Here is a 14,654-nt window from a genome sequence, read left to right on the forward strand (position 1 = left end):
TCTGAAGTCACCGCATGCGTGTGATTACTTGAGGGTCCGGTTGATGCGACTCACCTCGGAGTCGTGGACCGTCACGGCATCGAGGATGAGGTTGGCGTAGGCCTGGGCCGCGGTGGCCGGCGTCTTGTTCACCCCGTTCGGACCATTGAGGTAGAGGTCGAGCGCGCCCACGCTGAGCTTCCACTCGTCCTTCAGTTGGGCCGGAGCCTTCTTCAGGCACTGGAGCCCGGCGTCGATGATGGTCTTGCAGTAGTCCTGCCACTGCGTGTTGCACGCCTGCCAGGCCTTGTGCTGCGTGGTGGTGGCGTTGGGGGGCGGATACAGCGGGCTCCAGGACTCGCCGCGGCCCAGGTGCGTGGAGGAGGCCGGGTGGCCGGTGGCCTCCATGAAGATGCTGCAGGGGAAGCACGAGGCCAGCTTCGTCGTCTTCTTGCCCACGGCGATTTCATACGGCGTGCCGGGGTTGTAGGGCGTCTTCTTGTTCGGGCTGAGGTCGTTGGCCAGCTTGTTGACGCGCACGTCGTAGATGGCCTGGATCATCCCGTGCGTGTACGCGCAGATGTCGCGGTTGCGCTGGGGCGCCGGGCCCTCGAAGTGCATGCCCTGCTGCTTGAGCCCTGGCTTCGCCGGGTCGTTGTTGTCCTGCTCATTGGCGGCGCCGATCATCCCCCAGGGCTTGTCCGGGAGCGCCTCCGGGGGATGCCACCGCCGCCCGTAGGTGATGTCGAACGGCACGTTGTGCCGGAAGGTGCTCATCAAGCCGGTCTGCCCATCCGTCCGGCCATCGATGAACCCCGTGTAGGCGCCGCGGCCCTGGTAGCCCAGCTTGTCCGCGGTGTCCGCCTGGGTGGCCAGCTGGAACAGCCTGTCTGCGGTGCCGACAGGCAGCGGCGGGTTGTAGCGGTAGGGGTCGTTGGCGCTCGCGTCGCCGCTGCCGCCGGTGATGCGGCCACCGGTCGTCCAGATGGGCGTCTTGCCCAGCTCCACCCTCTGGTCGGGCTTGAGTCCCGACGCCTGCAGCAACTGGTTGAGCTTCTGGATGGCGGAGAGGTGGGTGGGGTCCAGCGGCTTCTCCCGCAGCTCCTGCTCGGACAGCTTGTGGCCGTCCTCCACCTCGAAGTCGACCCGCGCGTGCCGCTTGTTCACGTCCGTGTTCGTGAGACGGCTCCAGGCCCACCCAAGGACCGCCGCCGTCATGATGACATCCGCGTCCTTGGCGTATTGCGTACCCGGGCTCAGGATGCCCTGCTGTTTCACCAGGCTCATCGAAGACCTCTCCCTCTGGAGCTTTGAGCGCCCGCTCCGATAGGCGTTGGAGCCAGGACGCGGAGCTGGAGCCCGTTGTGAAGGAGAGGGGACTTCAGGGCCTCAGGGGACAGAGGGCCGGGGAGGTGGAACGCAGGTGCCGACGGAGTAGGGGCGGCTGCGCGCGCACCAGTCCGGCCGACCCGCGGCGGTCCAGGAGAGGACGAGGTCGGAGGCCCCCCCTCCCTGGACGTCTCCGGGCCATGTCTCCACGCGTTGGAGGCCCTGGTCCGCGCTCCAGCGGTGCAGCTCGATGGGCGGCCCGTCGTGGATGGTCGAGAGCACGAGCGCCACCGTGTGCTCGGGGCCGCAGAGGACCCGGGGCACGTGGCGTGGGCCCTGGTAGACGGTGGCGCGGTGGACCTCCGTGCCGTGTTCAAGCCACACGTGCTCCAGGTGGGAGCCCTCGCTCTCCCCGGTGGAGCCGGAGTCCATCACGAGCTCCGCGTCGCCGCACCACTCCTTGACGCTGGTCTGGGCGGGCAGCGTCGCGCGGACCGCACCGGAGCGCGTGTCGACGAGCAGGCTGTCCCCCTGCCTCAGGTTCACGAGGGCCAGCTCCCCGTGAGGGCTCTCCGAAACGAAATAGACGCCCTCGATGCGCCGGGAGCCCGCCGTCATCACGGAGTCCACCCGGCAGGAGGTGTTCTCCCAGTCCAGCCACTGGCAGGTCCTCACGTGGCGGACGGTGGCGGAGCCCACGGCTTCGGTCCTATCGGAGTCCACGCGACGGCCACACGCCGCCGCGAGGAGCAGGCAGGAGAGGAGGGCGGCGCGGTGGGGGAGGGCCTTGGGATGCGAAGGAGCAATCATCGGAACTGGTCATCCTTTCAACGGCACGTGGATTGAGACTCCGTCACGCCCCGTGACCCAGTCGCGCAAGTACTTGTTGAGTTCGCCGTAGAGCGACACCGACACCAGCTCGGCCACGGAAAAGAGCTCGACGAGCAGCGCTCCGACGTTTCCGTTGTGCGTTTCAGCCGCATCGGCGTCGACGTACTCCTCGAGGATGGAGTAGTGCCCCGGCCGCTGCGTGGCAAACCACTGATAGCGCAATGTTCCCGGTTCGCTCGCGGCGGCGGAAGCCAACGCCCGGACGAGCCGGATGAACTCCGGCTCATTGTCAGACCGCTTCACCCGAAACTCACACTGCACCAGGAGAGTCATCCGATGATGCTAGCCCACGGGGGTAGGCAACGGCTCCGCTTAAGTGCGACCCCATCTACCGCCAGTCGGCCGAGGGCAGGGCAGCCGCCCTCGACGGACACCCCCTAGCGAACCTCGGGGCAGTCCCAGATGCGCTGGGTTGGGTATGCTCCGCCAGTTGTGCCGGATTGCTCCGATGCTGCACCATGGGGAATCGGGGGGACGAACTGGCTCTCCTTCAATTCCTCGAGGTCGATTGGAGCTCTCGCCATGACATGCACGAACTGTGGTGCCCCGCTCCAGCCCTTCTCGTTCGGACGCTGCGACTGTTCCAAGCAACCGAGCACGAACTCCAAGAAGCGCAGCCGGGCGGTGTTCGAAGCGACGAATCAGCCCTCGGACTCGAACGATTCCGCGATTCTCAAGAAGCGCAAGCGCCAGCAGAGCGCGCTGTCCGTGCTGTTCATTCCGTTCGACGCGGGCGGCACCTCCAGGACGCAAAAGGGCCTCTCGGACTCCGGCACGCGCGGCGAGATCTTCTTGTCGGAGAAGGACTCGTTCCGGCGCATGCCATTCGACAATGCGTTCTTGGAGAAGCGCAATCTCGACCTCATGCCTCCGATGACACCGAAGGACCTGGTGAGCATGTCGACCAACTCCAATGTGACCTTGGCGTTTCGACCGGAAGGAGCCAATCCGTTGCTGTCGAAGACCGTGGAGAACAAGGTCAGATGGGACATCAACTACGACGTCATCGCGTGCGCGGCCGTCGACAAGCTCGGTTCGGAGCACGATCGCGACTGGGAGAAGTTGCTCTTCACTCACGTGGCGGTTGGGTCTCGTCAATCCCGTGTCAAATGCGGCTGCACCCAGCACTTGATGCCCCCCTCGCTGGTTCCGAAGGTGTTTCCAGAGTTGATTTTTCTGTCGGAGGAACTGAACTACAACAAGTTCCCCGACGAATTGAACATTCATGACGTCAAGTACCTGCGAATGGACGAGTCGGCGCTCCCCTACAACGACCAAGGCGGGGTCAAGGACTGGAAGCAGCAGATCGCCGGCTACGTCCGCTCCGCCCACCGCGACGCTGAGGAGAAGCAAGCCAGGTTCACAGCCGAGAGAGCGGTCACCAACAACAATGAGAATGTCTTGTTGGTCACCAAGGATCTGGCGGGTATCAAGCTGGTCGCGTGTGGCGTGCACTTCTCGTCCAAGTACGTCAGTGCGTGCAAGAACAACGATGTGAAAGCGCGCGCGGTGCTCGAGGAGAAGATCGCGTGGAGCAAGCTCAGCGGCGCCGACCTGTTGATCGGCGACTTCAACTTCGATTGCTCCTTCAATCCGCAGTTCATGCCCGAGTATGTGTCGGGTCCGCAGTACCTCTCCGTCGGAAAGCGGATCGAGCAGGTGGTGTCGACGCGCGCGTCGAATACCAGCCAGGAAGCGCCACAGCGGTTCATGAACGCGGTGGTGACCAACGACTCGACCCAGATCGAGCCCACCCGCTTCTCTGGTATCGCGCGCCCCGTGATCGGCGACCAGTCGCTCGAAAGCGGTTACTACAGCGATCATCCGTGGATTTTCGTCACGGTCAGCAAGACGCGGGACAATCTCCTTCCCGAAGACTTCCTGAAGATCCCGACCTTGCCGATGCTCACCTGGAAGTAGGTTGATTCGCTCTTCTCCCAGCCGCCATCACGGGAGCCATGAGCTTCGGGGATCTGCTCGCCCCCGGAGCACCAAGCGGTCGCTCTCCCTCCGCCGCGGCGGTTGCGCCTCCGCGCCCCGGGCGCCAGCGTCAAGGCTTGATCATGAGGCATACGGGAGCCAACGCAATGGCGGAACAAATCACGCAGAAACAGAAGGCCCAGGAGCCTGTCATCCCGGCGCAGCTGGGGGTCCAGACGAACCGCAAGATCGAGGACCACGCGCTCATCGGAAACATGCGCTCGGCGGCATTGGTCGCCCGGGACGGGACCATCGACTGGTTGTGCCTGCCAGACTTCGACTCGGACGCCTGCTTCGCGAGCCTGCTCGGGACGGAGGAGAACGGCGAGTGGGCGCTCGCACCGAGGGAGTCCATCCAGAAAATCACCCGCCGCTATCGGAAGGACACCCTGATCCTCGAGACGGATTTCACCTGCGCCTCGGGCACCGTCCGGTTGATCGACTTCATGCCCGTCGGCCAGGAGTTCCCCAGGATCGTCCGGACCGTCGTGGGGGTGAAGGGGACGGTGGCGATGCACTCGAAGCTGACGCCACGCTTCGCCTTCGGCCGCTCCATCCCCAGGGTGGAAAGCGTGGGCGGCTCGCTCCGTGCGTTCGCCGGCCCGGACGCGTTGTTCCTCCGGCGCACGGACAGGGATACCGCGTCCCCGCTGGTCTCGAACTTCGAGGTGACCGCGGGCCAGCGATTCTCCTGGGTGATGAGCTGGAACTACTCGTGGTTGGATCAGGTCCCGCCGAACCTGGATGCGGAGAAGGCCGAACAGGAGACCGACCGCTACTGGACCCAGTGGGTGTCGAAAATCGTCCCGCCGCCGAGGTACCGCGACGAGGTCGTCCGCTCCCTCATCACCATCAAGGCCTGCAGCTACGAGAGCACGGGCGGAATCGTGGCCGCGCCCACCACGTCGCTCCCGGAGACGCCGGGAGGCGAACGCAACTGGGACTACCGCTTCACGTGGCTGCGCGACGCCGTGCTCGCGCACAACGCCCTGAACCGCGCGGGCCTGAGCGATGAGGCGTCCTCGTTCTGGAAGTGGGTGATGCGCGCCATCGCGGGAGACCCCGCCCAGATGCAGATCATGTACGGAATCCGAGGCGAGCGCCGCCTCACGGAGTCCGAACTGGACTGGCTCGACGGTTACGGTGGCGCGAAGCCCGTGCGCATCGGCAACGGGGCCTACAACCAGTTCCAGCTCGACGTGCTCGGCGAGGTGGCCGCGGTGCTCTACGCGGGCGCGAAATACTTCGGCGAGGTCGGCCCCGTCGCGCAGCGCGCGCTGCTCAACGTCGCGGAGCACGCGATGAAGGTCTGGCAGAATCCCGACAAGGGCATCTGGGAGATGCGCGGACCCAATCGCCACTTCACCGCCTCCAAGGTGGCAGCGTGGGCGGCGCTCGACCGGGCCATCAAGGCCTCGGATGAGACGAAGATGGCGGCCCCGATGGAGCGGCTGCTGGAAGCCCGGGAGACCATCTTCGAGGAGGTCTGCGCGCAGGGGTTCAATCGCGAGCTGAACAGCTTCACGCAGTACTACGGCGGCAAGCAAATGGACGCGAGCCTGCTCTACATCCCGCTGACCGGGTTCCTTCCGGCAACGGACCCGCGGGTGGTGAGCACGGTGGAGTGCATCGAGCGCGAACTGCTCCAGGACGGGCTGGTGCTCCGCTTCAAGCCGGACCCCACCGGCTCCGTGGACGGGCTCAGCGGAGAGGAGGGCACCTTCCTCGCGTGCTCGTTCTGGCTCGCCGACGTGTACCAGATGATGGGGCGCTTCGAGGATGCCCGGCGGCTGTTCGAACACCTGCTGTCCTTGAGCAACGACCTGGGCCTGCTCGCCGAGGAGTACATGCCGAAGCTGCATGCTCAGCTGGGCAACTTCCCGCAGGCGTTCAGCCACTTCTCGCTCGTCACCGCGGCCTACACCCTCACCGAGCCCCGCGCCTGACGCGACGACTCCCGGGCCTTCTTCGAAGGCCCGGGAGTTCCATGGCGCGAACCTCAGTCCGGCCAGGTCCAGTCCGCGATCTCAGGCCGGTCCCGGCCGTGCTCGTGCGCGTAGGCCAGGTTGTCGAGGATGGCGTTCTTCATCTCCTCCTTCAGGTGCCCCGCCTTGGCGCTCAGCCCTGGCACGCGGTCGATGACGTCGATGACCAGGTGGTAGCGGGACGTCTCGTTGAGGATCGCCAGCTCGAAGGGCGTGTTGATGTTGCCCTTCTCCCGATAGCCATGCACGTGCAGGTTTTCGTGGTCGATGAAGCGATAGGCCAGCTTGTGGATGAGTGACGCATAGCCGTGGAAGCTGAAGATGATGGGCTTGCCCGGCGGAAACAGGCTCTGGAGCTCGCGTTGCGTGGACCCGTGCGGGTGATCCGTCGACGACTGGAGCTTGAACAGGTCGACGATGTTGACGAAGCGCAGCTTCAGGTTCGGTGCGCGCGCGCGCAGGATGGAGGCGGCGGCCAGGGCCTCCTGCGTCGCGACGTCACCGCAGCAGGCCATGATGACATCCGGCTCCGCGTCCTCGTCCGTGCTGGCCCGCTTCCAGATGCCGAACCCCTTGGCGCAGTGGGCGACGGCCTCGTCGATGCTGGTGAACTGCAGGTGCTTCTGCTTGTCCGCGACGATGACGTTGACGCAGTCCGTGCTGCGCAGGCACTGGTCCGCCACCACCAGCAGCGTGTTGGCATCCGGCGGCAGGTAGATGCGCGTGACCGAACCGGACTTGTTCGTCACCAGGTCGATGAAGCCCGGGTCCTGATGTGAGAACCCGTTGTGGTCCTGACGCCACACCGTCGAAGACAACAGGATGTTCTCCGAGGCAACAGGCGCCCGCCATTTCACGTGGTTCTTGCTGATGTCCAACCACTTGGCGTGCTGGTTGAACATGGAGTCCACGACGTGCGCGAACGCCTCGTAGGTGTGGAAGAGGCCGTGGCGCCCCGTGAGCAGGTACCCCTCCAGCCAGCCCAGCAGCGTGTGCTCCGACAGCATCTCCATGACGCGGCCGTCCCGCGCGAGGTAGCCCCCGTCGGCATCCTCCGGCACCAGGTTGGCCATCCACGTCTTCCCGCTCACCTCGTAGAGGGCCTGGAGCCGGTTGGAGGCGGTCTCGTCCGGACCGAAGACTCGGAAGCTCGTCGGGTTGTCGCGCATGATGTCGCGCAGGAACTCACCGAGCGGCTTCGTGTTCTCATGCAGCGTGGTGCCGCGCGAGCCGACCTTGACTGCGTAGTCGCGGAAGTCAGGCAGCCTGAGTGCCTTGCGGAGCAGGCCGCCGTTGGCGTGGGGGTTCGCGCTCATCCGCCGGGCCCCCTTGGGCGCGAGCGACCGGAGCTCCGGCATCAGCCGTCCCTCCGCGTCGAACAGCTCCTCGGGCCGGTAGCTGCGCATCCAGTCCTCGAGCGCCTTCAAGTGCGCCGGGTTGCCTCGCACGTCGCCGAAGGGGACCTGGTGTGAGCGCCAGGTCCCCTCCAGCTTGTGTCCGTCCAGTTCCTTCGGGCCGGTCCAGCCCTTGGGCGAGCGCAGGATGATCATGGGCCAGCGCGGACGCGTCGGGGTGTCCGTCAGCCGTGCCGTCTTCTGCAGGGCGCGGATCTCCTCGACGGCCTGCTCCAGCGTCTGCGCCATCTTCTGGTGCATCTGGGCCGGGTCGCTGCCCTCGACGAAGTAGGGCTTGTAGCCGTAACCGACGAACAGCGCCTCCAGCTCCTCCGGGCTGATGCGGGAGAGGATGGTCGGGTTGGCGATCTTGTACCCGTTGAGGTTCAGGATGGGCAGCACGGCGCCGTCCCGCACGGGGTTGAGGAACTTGTTCGAGTGCCAGGCCGTCGCGAGCGGCCCTGTCTCGGCCTCGCCGTCACCCACGACGCAGGCGACGATGAGGTCCGGGTTGTCGAAGGCCATGCCGTACGCGTGGGAGAGGCTGTAGCCCAGCTCGCCGCCTTCGTGGATGGAGCCTGGCGTCTCCGGGGTGACGTGGCTGCCGATGTGCCCGGGGAAGGAGAACTGCTTGAAGAACTTCCGCATCCCCTCCGCGTCCATGCTCTTGTCCGGATAGACCTCCGAGTAGGTGCCCTCCAGGTACGCCGGCCCGAGCACGCCCGGGGCGCCGTGGCCCGGCCCGGCCACGAAGATGACGTCGAGGTTCTGCTCGACGATGAGCCGGTTCAGGTGGACCCAGGTGAACGAGAGCGCCGGGCTCGCGCCCCAGTGGCCGAGCAGCCGGTGCTTCACGTCCTTCGGCACCAGGGGCCGCTGCAGCAGCGGGTTGTCCTGGAGGTAGATCATCCCCACCGCCAGGTAGTTGCACGCCCGCCAGTACGCGTTCATCAACTCCACTTCCCGGGCGGTGAGCGGTCCCCCGCCTCGGGTCTGCTCGCGGCCTGGAGCGGAGGGCCCCTGGCCGTGCTCCCTGGCGGACAACGGCGACCCATGCTCCGACGCTTCCGTTCCTTCGGGGTGTGCCATGACATGCCTCCCATCAGTGGTGGGTGTGGAGTGTGGAATCGGATGGGGCGAAACCCGCTTCGCCCTCCATGTCCGCGCTGTACGCGCCCAGGGCCGCCGCGCTGTCGCACCATGCGCGGTGACGGAACGCCTGCTGGGCGGCGGGCACCTGCGCGCTCTGGCCCCGCCAGGCTTCGAGCGCCTCGTCCTGCAGCGCGCGTCCGTAGGAGAAGCTCAGCGCCCAGGGCTTCGGGCCTTCCAGCGCGTTGATGGCGTTGAGGTGCTCCGTGGCCAGGACCGCGTCCTGTCCGCCGGACAGGAAGACGATTCCGGGGACCGCGGGCGGCACGTGGCGCGTCAGGAGACGCAACGTCGCCTCCGCCACCTCCGCCACCGGGACGTGCCTCGCGAAGCCGTGGCCAGCGGTGACCATGTTCGGCTTGAGCAACATCCCTTCCAGGGACGCACCCGCGGCGAAGAGCTCGTTGAAGACCGCCTGCAGCACGCGCCCCGTCACGTCCTCGCACTGTTCGAGCGCGTGCGCGCCCTCCATCAGGACCTCGGGCTCCACGATGGGCACCAGGCCCTGCTCCTGGCAGAGGGCGGCGTAGCGCGCGAGCGCGTGCGCGTTCGCGTGGATGCACGCCGCGGAGGGCAGCCCGGCGCGGATGACGAAGACCGCGCGCCACTTGGCGAAGCGCGCGCCCAGCTCGCGGTACTCCTCGAGCCGCTCGCGGAGCCCGTCGAGCCCTTCCGTGACGGACTCTCCGGGCGCGCCGGCCAGGGGGTGGACGCCGGCGTCGACCTTGATGCCGGGGATGATGCCGCGGTCCGCCAGCAGTTTGACCAGCGGAATGCCAGCCGCGCTGTGCTGACGGATCGTCTCGTCCTGCATGATGACACCGCCGATGAATCCGGTGATGCCGGGCGTACTGAAGAGCAGCTCCCGGTAGGCGCGGCGGCTGTCCGCGGTCGACTCGATGGCGCGCGCGGTCAGGCGCTTCGTGATCGTGGAGACCGTCTCATCCGCCGCCAGGATGCCCATTCCGTCTGCAATGATGGCTCGCGCGGTTTCACCGAGCCCTGGCCTCGTCGGCATGTGTTCCTCCCATCCCTCGGACGGAAACCTGAGGGCGTCCCGGTGCGCCAACAACTGGCGGTTGGGCGCTTGGCAACGGGTCTGCCTTTGCGCACCGGGCTGATGGTGCGGCCCACGTCGCGATGCCATCTTGATGCGGGCCCCCAGTGTCACGGATGCCGCCCGGTGTGCGGAGGCGGCGAGCGGGCGGGCGGGCGGAGACGGCCATGACCATCAAGTTGCTCATCGCGGACGTCGACGGGACGATGGTGACGCGGGACAAGATCCTCACCCCGCGAACCTGCGAGGCCGTCGCTCGGCTGCGCGCCAGCGGCATCCAGTTCACCCTCACGAGCGGGCGGCCGCCGCGTGGGATGGCAGCGCTGGTGGCTCCGCTGAAGCTCACCGCACCCCTGGCTGCCTTCAACGGTGGCGTGTACGTCAAGCCCGATCTCACGACGGTGCTGGCGCAGCGGACCCTGCCGCCCGCCATTGCCAGACAGGCCGTCGACTTCATGCTCCAGGCCGGCCTGGATGTCTGGGTCTACCAGGGGGCGGAGTGGTTCCTCCGCGCCCCCGAGGCCTTCCGCGTGGCGCGCGAGCGGAGCAACGTCGGGTTCGACCCGGTCGTCATCGCTGACCTGTACGGCGTGCTCGATGCAGTCATCAAGCTCGTCGGGGTGAGCGAGGACACGGCGCGGGTCGCGCGCTGCGAGGCGGAGCTCGCCTTGCGGCTGGGAACCGATGCGTCGGCGGCACGTTCGACGCCGTACTACGTCGACGTCACGCACCCTGAAGCGAACAAGGGGATGGTCGTCCGCGAGGCCGCGCGTCTGCTCGGGCTTCCCCTGGAGCAGATAGCGGCCATCGGGGACATGGCCAACGACCTGCCCATGTTGAGCATCGCCGGCATGGGCATCGCCATGGGCAACGCCAGCCCGGAGGTCCAAGGGCCCGCGCGCCACGTCACGCGCACCAACGACGAGGAGGGATTCGCCCACGCGGTGGACACCTTCATCCTGGGCCAGCCGCCCCTCGCGCGGACGAAGCTGGGGCTTCCGCCGCGCGCGCGCGCCTGCCTCTTCAGCCTCGACGGCGTCCTCACCCAGACCGCCAGCCTCCACGCCCGGGCCTGGAAGCAGCTGTGCGACTACTACCTGCGGCAGCGGGCGCGCTCCTCGCGGCAGCCCTTCATCCCCTTCGACCTGGTGCGCGACTACAGCCGCTACTTCGACGCCAGGCCGCCCCTGGAAGGCCTCCATGCGTTCCTCGACGCCCGCGGCATCGAACTGCCGGAGAGCACGGTCCACGCGCTGAACGACCGCAAGGGAGAACTCCTGGTGGAACTGCTCCGGCAGGAGCGGGTGGAGACGTATGAGGGGACGGTCCGCTACGTCCAGGCGGCGCGCGCCGCGGGACTCCGGACCGCGGCCGTCTCCGCGAGCAGGCACGGCGCGGAGCTGCTCCAGTCAGCCGGCATCCCGGACCTCTTCGACGCGCGGCTGGACGCCACGCAGCCCCCCGAGCTCTACCTCGCGGCCGTCCGGGCCCTGGGGGCCGATGCCGAGGAAGCGGTCATCTTCGAGGACACGCCCACCGGCGTCGCGGCCGCGCGGGCAGCCCACTTCGCCTATGTCATTGGCGTCGACAGGGTGGGCCGGCCCGCCGAGCTGCGCCGCCACGGCGCGGACCTCGTGGTGGCGGACCCCGCTGTCCTTCTGGGGCAGGACGAGGCCTCCTGAAGGCGCGCCTCGTCCCTGCTGGGAGGGCGGCAGGGTAGGCGTGTGCCTGTTGAAGATGACCTGACCTTACGTCGCCGGGTACAGCACCTGTCGCCCCCGCACTTGTACGAAGGCGGTGAGCCGGTGCGGCTCCACGCGGGTGGGGCTCGTGATGTGCGTCACCAGGACGCCCCGCGCCCAGAGCGCATCCGCCACCAGCGAGCGATGGCAGCGCAACCTCGCGCAGCGCCCCCAGCCCTTGCGCGAAGTCCTCCGTCATCCGCGTAGCCGCGAAAGCTCAGGCTGCGCCAGGCTGCATTGGGCGAGTCCTTGCGCGCACGCCGCAGCCTACCGAGCGCTGTCAGGTGCAGGTGCTCGACCCCCGCCCGTGCCAGCGTCCTTCCCAGCACGTCCACGTTGAACCGCGGGATCGTGCGGGAGCGGGGCACCGTGCGGATGTCCACCCGCGTCCGCACGCCGTTCGTCCACGGCATCTCCACCAGTTCCTCGAGGGTGCGCGTGGAGTGGGCCAGGGCCGCGAAGCCCTGTTTTCCCGGACGGTGTGAAGTTCGCGGCGCCGCAGGGAGAGCCGGTTGGGCCTCGAACCGCCGCGCTGGAACGCAGAATCTGCGCGGGCCCCATGGCGCCGCGCAGGGGTTGCGCGGGTGGAAGGGGGCATCCGAGGCAGCGTGAACGGCTGGGGGATTGCAATGACGCCTTTTCCGTCATGACCAGCCTAGAGCTCGCGCGGTGGCAGTTCGGAATCACCACGGTCTATCACTTCATCTTCGTCCCTCTCACCATCGGGCTCGCCCCGCTCGTCGCGCTGCTCCAGACGCTCTGGGTCGTGACCCGGAAGCCGGGGTGGCTCCGGCTGACGCGGCTCTTCGGCAAGCTCTTCCTGATCAACTTCGCGCTCGGCGTGGTGACGGGCATCGTCCAGGAGTTCCAGTTTGGAATGAACTGGAGCGAGTACGCGCGCTTCGTGGGGGACGTGTTCGGCGCTCCGCTCGCGATGGAAGCGCTGGCGGCCTTCTTCATCGAATCCACGTTCCTGGGGCTCTGGATCTTCGGCTGGAAGCAGCTGCCGCGCGCGCTGCACCTCGCCTCCATCTGGCTGGTGGCGTTCGCCGTGAACCTCTCAGCCTATTTCATCCTCGCGGCCAACTCCTTCATGCAGCACCCCGTCGGGGCGCGTTTCAATCCCGCCACCGGGCGCGCGGAGATGACGGACATCCTGGCGGTGTTGACCAACAACACGGTGCTCGTGGCCTTCCCCCACACGGTGACCTCCGCCTTCCTGGTCGCGGGCACCTTCGTGGCGGGCGTCTGCGGCTGGCTGATGGTGCGCTCGAGCCAGTCGGGTGAAGCGGCGGCGGCCCAGACCTTTCGCGGCGGGCTCAGGCTCGGCCTGGTCACCGTCATCGTGTCCGGTATCGGCGTGGCGGTGAGCGGGGATGCCCAGGCGAAGCTGATGTTCGAGCAGCAGCCCATGAAGATGGCCGCGGCTGAAGCGCTCTGCGACGGACGCGCCGGGGCGCCCTTCTCCCTGCTCGCGGTGGGAGACCTGAACAACGACTGCCGGGGCGTGCGCCACCTGCTGGAGATTCCCGGCCTCACGTCCTACCTCGCGCGCGCGGATTTCCAGGCACCGCTCGAGGGCGTCAATGACGTCCAGAAACGCTACGAGGAGCGCTACGGGGCGGGTCCGGACTATGCGCCCAACCTCGCCGTCACCTACTGGTCCTTCCGCTTGATGATTGGCCTGGGCGTGGGAAGCGCGGCGCTGGCCCTGTTCGGGTTCTGGCTCACGCGCGGAGGCGTGGCGAGCAACTCGGAGCGGTTTGCCCGGCTCAGCCTCGCGGCGCTGCCCACCCCGTTCCTCGCGTGTTCCTTCGGCTGGATCTTCACCGAGATGGGACGGCAACCCTGGCTGGTGGCGCCCAACCCCACCGGGGTGGACGCGCTTCGCCTGCTGACGGCCAGCGGCGTGTCCACCGCCGTTTCCCCCGCCATGGTCTGGACGACGCTGATTGGCTTCACCTGCGTCTACGGCGCGCTGGCGGCGGTCTGGTTCTACCTGATGCGGCATTTCGTCCGGGCGGGTCTGAAACATCCGGCGACCCTCGCGAGCGAGGACAGCCATCCTGAAACCGCGCCGCTGTCGTTTGGCTACTGAGCTCTCGGCCCTCTTTCCTGGCATCGATAAACAATCATGGAACTGAATACACTCTGGTTCTGTCTCATCGCGGTCCTCTGGACGGGCTACCTCGTGCTCGAAGGTTTCGATTTCGGCGTGGGGATGTGGCTCTCCGTCCTGGGCAAGACCCCGGCGGAGCGCCGCGCGGTGCTGCGCACGATTGGCCCGGTCTGGGATGGCAATGAGGTGTGGCTGCTCACCGCCGGGGGCGCGACGTTCGCGGCCTTCCCGGAGTGGTACGCGACGCTCTTCTCCGGCTTCTACCTGCCGCTCTTCCTGATTCTCGTCGCGTTGATCGTCCGCGGCGTCGGGCTGGAGTTCCGCTCCAAGCTGGAGAGCCCCCGGTGGCAGCGCCGCTGGGAGCAGGCGATCCAGGTGGGGTCGTGGGTCCCCGCGCTGCTCTGGGGTGTCGCCTTCGCGAACATCGTGCGCGGGGTGCCACTCGACGCGAATCATCAGTTCACCGGGACGTTCCTCGGCCTCCTGTCTCCGTTCGCGCTGCTCGGCGGCCTGGCCACCACCTTGCTCTTTCTCAGCCACGGCGCGGTCTTCGTCGCGCTGAAGACCCAGGGCACGCTGCGGACGCGGGCGCTTGGCTGGGCCCGGCGGATGGCGCTGCCCACGCTCGGCGTCAGCGGTGCCTTCGGCCTGTGGACGCAGGTGCGTTACTCGGTGGCCTGGACGTGGCCGGTGCTGGGGTTCGTGGCTCTGGCGCTGGGGGCGGCGGCGCTGAGCGTCTGGCGGGAGCGGGAGGGCTGGTCCTTCACCTTCAGCTGTCTGGCCATCGCGGGCGTGGTCGTGCTGCTCTTCGGCTCGCTCTTTCCGGACGTGATGCCAGCGCTCGAGCCGGCGCACTCGCTCACCGTCCAGAACGCCTCGAGCACCCCCTACACGCTGCGGATCATGACCTACGTCGCCGTCGCGCTGGTGCCGTTCGTACTGGCCTACCAGGGCTGGACCTACTGGGTCTTCCGCCAGCGCGTCACCGTCGACGAGCTCAACCCGGCGCTGGGAGAGGGCTGACCGACC

12 protein-coding genes are annotated in these 14,654 nt (G+C 67.4%); 5 read left to right on the forward strand and 7 right to left on the reverse strand.

The window, feature by feature from the left end:
- Nucleotides 1-24: 24 nt before the first annotated feature.
- The 3 genes from GTZ93_RS31915 to GTZ93_RS31925 form a co-directional block, all read right to left on the reverse strand.
- Nucleotides 25-1,266, reverse strand: coding sequence for a hypothetical protein (locus GTZ93_RS31915; RefSeq protein ID WP_139921110.1), 1,242 nt, complete (start codon nucleotides 1,264-1,266; stop codon nucleotides 25-27).
- Nucleotides 1,267-1,368: 102 nt separating this feature from the next.
- Complete coding sequence (locus GTZ93_RS31920) at nucleotides 1,369-2,118, reverse strand: hypothetical protein (protein WP_161663179.1); 750 nt, start codon at nucleotides 2,116-2,118, stop codon at nucleotides 1,369-1,371.
- Nucleotides 2,119-2,127: 9 nt separating this feature from the next.
- Nucleotides 2,128-2,472 (reverse strand): putative quinol monooxygenase, encoded by a 345-nt coding sequence (locus GTZ93_RS31925; RefSeq protein ID WP_139921114.1) that lies wholly within the window; start codon nucleotides 2,470-2,472, stop codon nucleotides 2,128-2,130.
- A gap of 249 nt (nucleotides 2,473-2,721) precedes the next feature.
- Here GTZ93_RS31925 and GTZ93_RS31930 point away from each other — a divergent pair, with 249 nt between their 5' ends.
- On the forward strand, nucleotides 2,722-4,119 hold the full coding sequence (locus tag GTZ93_RS31930) for a hypothetical protein (RefSeq protein ID WP_139921116.1): 1,398 nt from the start codon (nucleotides 2,722-2,724) through the stop codon (nucleotides 4,117-4,119).
- A 167-nt stretch (nucleotides 4,120-4,286) separates the two neighbouring features.
- The gene (locus GTZ93_RS31935) at nucleotides 4,287-6,125 is read left to right on the forward strand and encodes a glycoside hydrolase family 15 protein (protein ID WP_139921118.1); all 1,839 of its coding nucleotides are present in this window, start codon (nucleotides 4,287-4,289) and stop codon (nucleotides 6,123-6,125) included.
- Between the two features lie 53 nt (nucleotides 6,126-6,178).
- On the opposite strand, the gene GTZ93_RS31940 is transcribed toward GTZ93_RS31935, so the two are convergent.
- Complete coding sequence (locus GTZ93_RS31940; protein WP_180946143.1) at nucleotides 6,179-8,647, reverse strand: phosphoketolase family protein; 2,469 nt, start codon at nucleotides 8,645-8,647, stop codon at nucleotides 6,179-6,181.
- 13 nt (nucleotides 8,648-8,660) lie between these two features.
- On the reverse strand, nucleotides 8,661-9,725 hold the full coding sequence (locus GTZ93_RS31945) for a class I fructose-bisphosphate aldolase (protein WP_139921121.1): 1,065 nt from the start codon (nucleotides 9,723-9,725) through the stop codon (nucleotides 8,661-8,663).
- Nucleotides 9,726-9,931: 206 nt separating this feature from the next.
- Here GTZ93_RS31945 and GTZ93_RS42490 point away from each other — a divergent pair, with 206 nt between their 5' ends.
- On the forward strand, nucleotides 9,932-11,446 hold the full coding sequence (locus tag GTZ93_RS42490; RefSeq protein WP_261778920.1) for a Cof-type HAD-IIB family hydrolase: 1,515 nt from the start codon (nucleotides 9,932-9,934) through the stop codon (nucleotides 11,444-11,446).
- A 66-nt stretch (nucleotides 11,447-11,512) separates the two neighbouring features.
- Here GTZ93_RS42490 and GTZ93_RS43015 read toward each other — a convergent pair whose 3' ends face one another.
- Nucleotides 11,513-11,662 (reverse strand): hypothetical protein, encoded by a 150-nt coding sequence (locus GTZ93_RS43015; RefSeq protein WP_257979539.1) that lies wholly within the window; start codon nucleotides 11,660-11,662, stop codon nucleotides 11,513-11,515.
- Nucleotides 11,605-11,919, reverse strand: coding sequence for a DUF488 domain-containing protein (locus tag GTZ93_RS31955; protein WP_257979538.1), 315 nt, complete (start codon nucleotides 11,917-11,919; stop codon nucleotides 11,605-11,607). Before GTZ93_RS31955 ends, GTZ93_RS43015 begins: the two co-directional genes overlap by 58 nt.
- Nucleotides 11,920-12,152: 233 nt before the next feature.
- On the opposite strand from GTZ93_RS31955, the gene GTZ93_RS31960 reads away from it, so the two are divergent.
- Both GTZ93_RS31960 and cydB read left to right on the forward strand, forming a co-directional pair.
- Complete coding sequence (locus tag GTZ93_RS31960; RefSeq protein ID WP_139923613.1) at nucleotides 12,153-13,604, forward strand: cytochrome ubiquinol oxidase subunit I; 1,452 nt, start codon at nucleotides 12,153-12,155, stop codon at nucleotides 13,602-13,604.
- Between the two features lie 36 nt (nucleotides 13,605-13,640).
- Complete coding sequence (gene cydB / locus GTZ93_RS31965; RefSeq protein ID WP_120576519.1) at nucleotides 13,641-14,648, forward strand: cytochrome d ubiquinol oxidase subunit II; 1,008 nt, start codon at nucleotides 13,641-13,643, stop codon at nucleotides 14,646-14,648.
- Nucleotides 14,649-14,654: the final 6 nt, after the last annotated feature.

This window comes from Corallococcus exiguus, from assembly GCF_009909105.1.
Lineage (GTDB): Bacteria > Myxococcota > Myxococcia > Myxococcales > Myxococcaceae > Corallococcus > Corallococcus exiguus.

Excerpts from the sequence above, each read along its gene's own strand:
- GTZ93_RS31915 (WP_139921110.1), bottom strand. The coding sequence starts at position 1,266 with ATGAGCCTGGTGAAACAGCAGGGCATCCTGAGCCCGGGTACGCAATAC.
- GTZ93_RS31920 (WP_161663179.1), bottom strand. The coding sequence starts at position 2,118 with ATGATTGCTCCTTCGCATCCCAAGGCCCTCCCCCACCGCGCCGCCCTC.
- GTZ93_RS31925 (WP_139921114.1), bottom strand. The coding sequence starts at position 2,472 with ATGACTCTCCTGGTGCAGTGTGAGTTTCGGGTGAAGCGGTCTGACAAT.
- GTZ93_RS31930 (WP_139921116.1), top strand. The coding sequence starts at position 2,722 with ATGACATGCACGAACTGTGGTGCCCCGCTCCAGCCCTTCTCGTTCGGA.
- GTZ93_RS31935 (WP_139921118.1), top strand. The coding sequence starts at position 4,287 with ATGGCGGAACAAATCACGCAGAAACAGAAGGCCCAGGAGCCTGTCATC.
- GTZ93_RS31940 (WP_180946143.1), bottom strand. The coding sequence starts at position 8,647 with ATGGCACACCCCGAAGGAACGGAAGCGTCGGAGCATGGGTCGCCGTTG.
- GTZ93_RS31945 (WP_139921121.1), bottom strand. The coding sequence starts at position 9,725 with ATGCCGACGAGGCCAGGGCTCGGTGAAACCGCGCGAGCCATCATTGCA.
- GTZ93_RS42490 (WP_261778920.1), top strand. The coding sequence starts at position 9,932 with ATGACCATCAAGTTGCTCATCGCGGACGTCGACGGGACGATGGTGACG.
- GTZ93_RS31955 (WP_257979538.1), bottom strand. The coding sequence starts at position 11,919 with ATGCCGTGGACGAACGGCGTGCGGACGCGGGTGGACATCCGCACGGTG.
- GTZ93_RS31960 (WP_139923613.1), top strand. The coding sequence starts at position 12,153 with ATGACCAGCCTAGAGCTCGCGCGGTGGCAGTTCGGAATCACCACGGTC.
- cydB (WP_120576519.1), top strand. The coding sequence starts at position 13,641 with ATGGAACTGAATACACTCTGGTTCTGTCTCATCGCGGTCCTCTGGACG.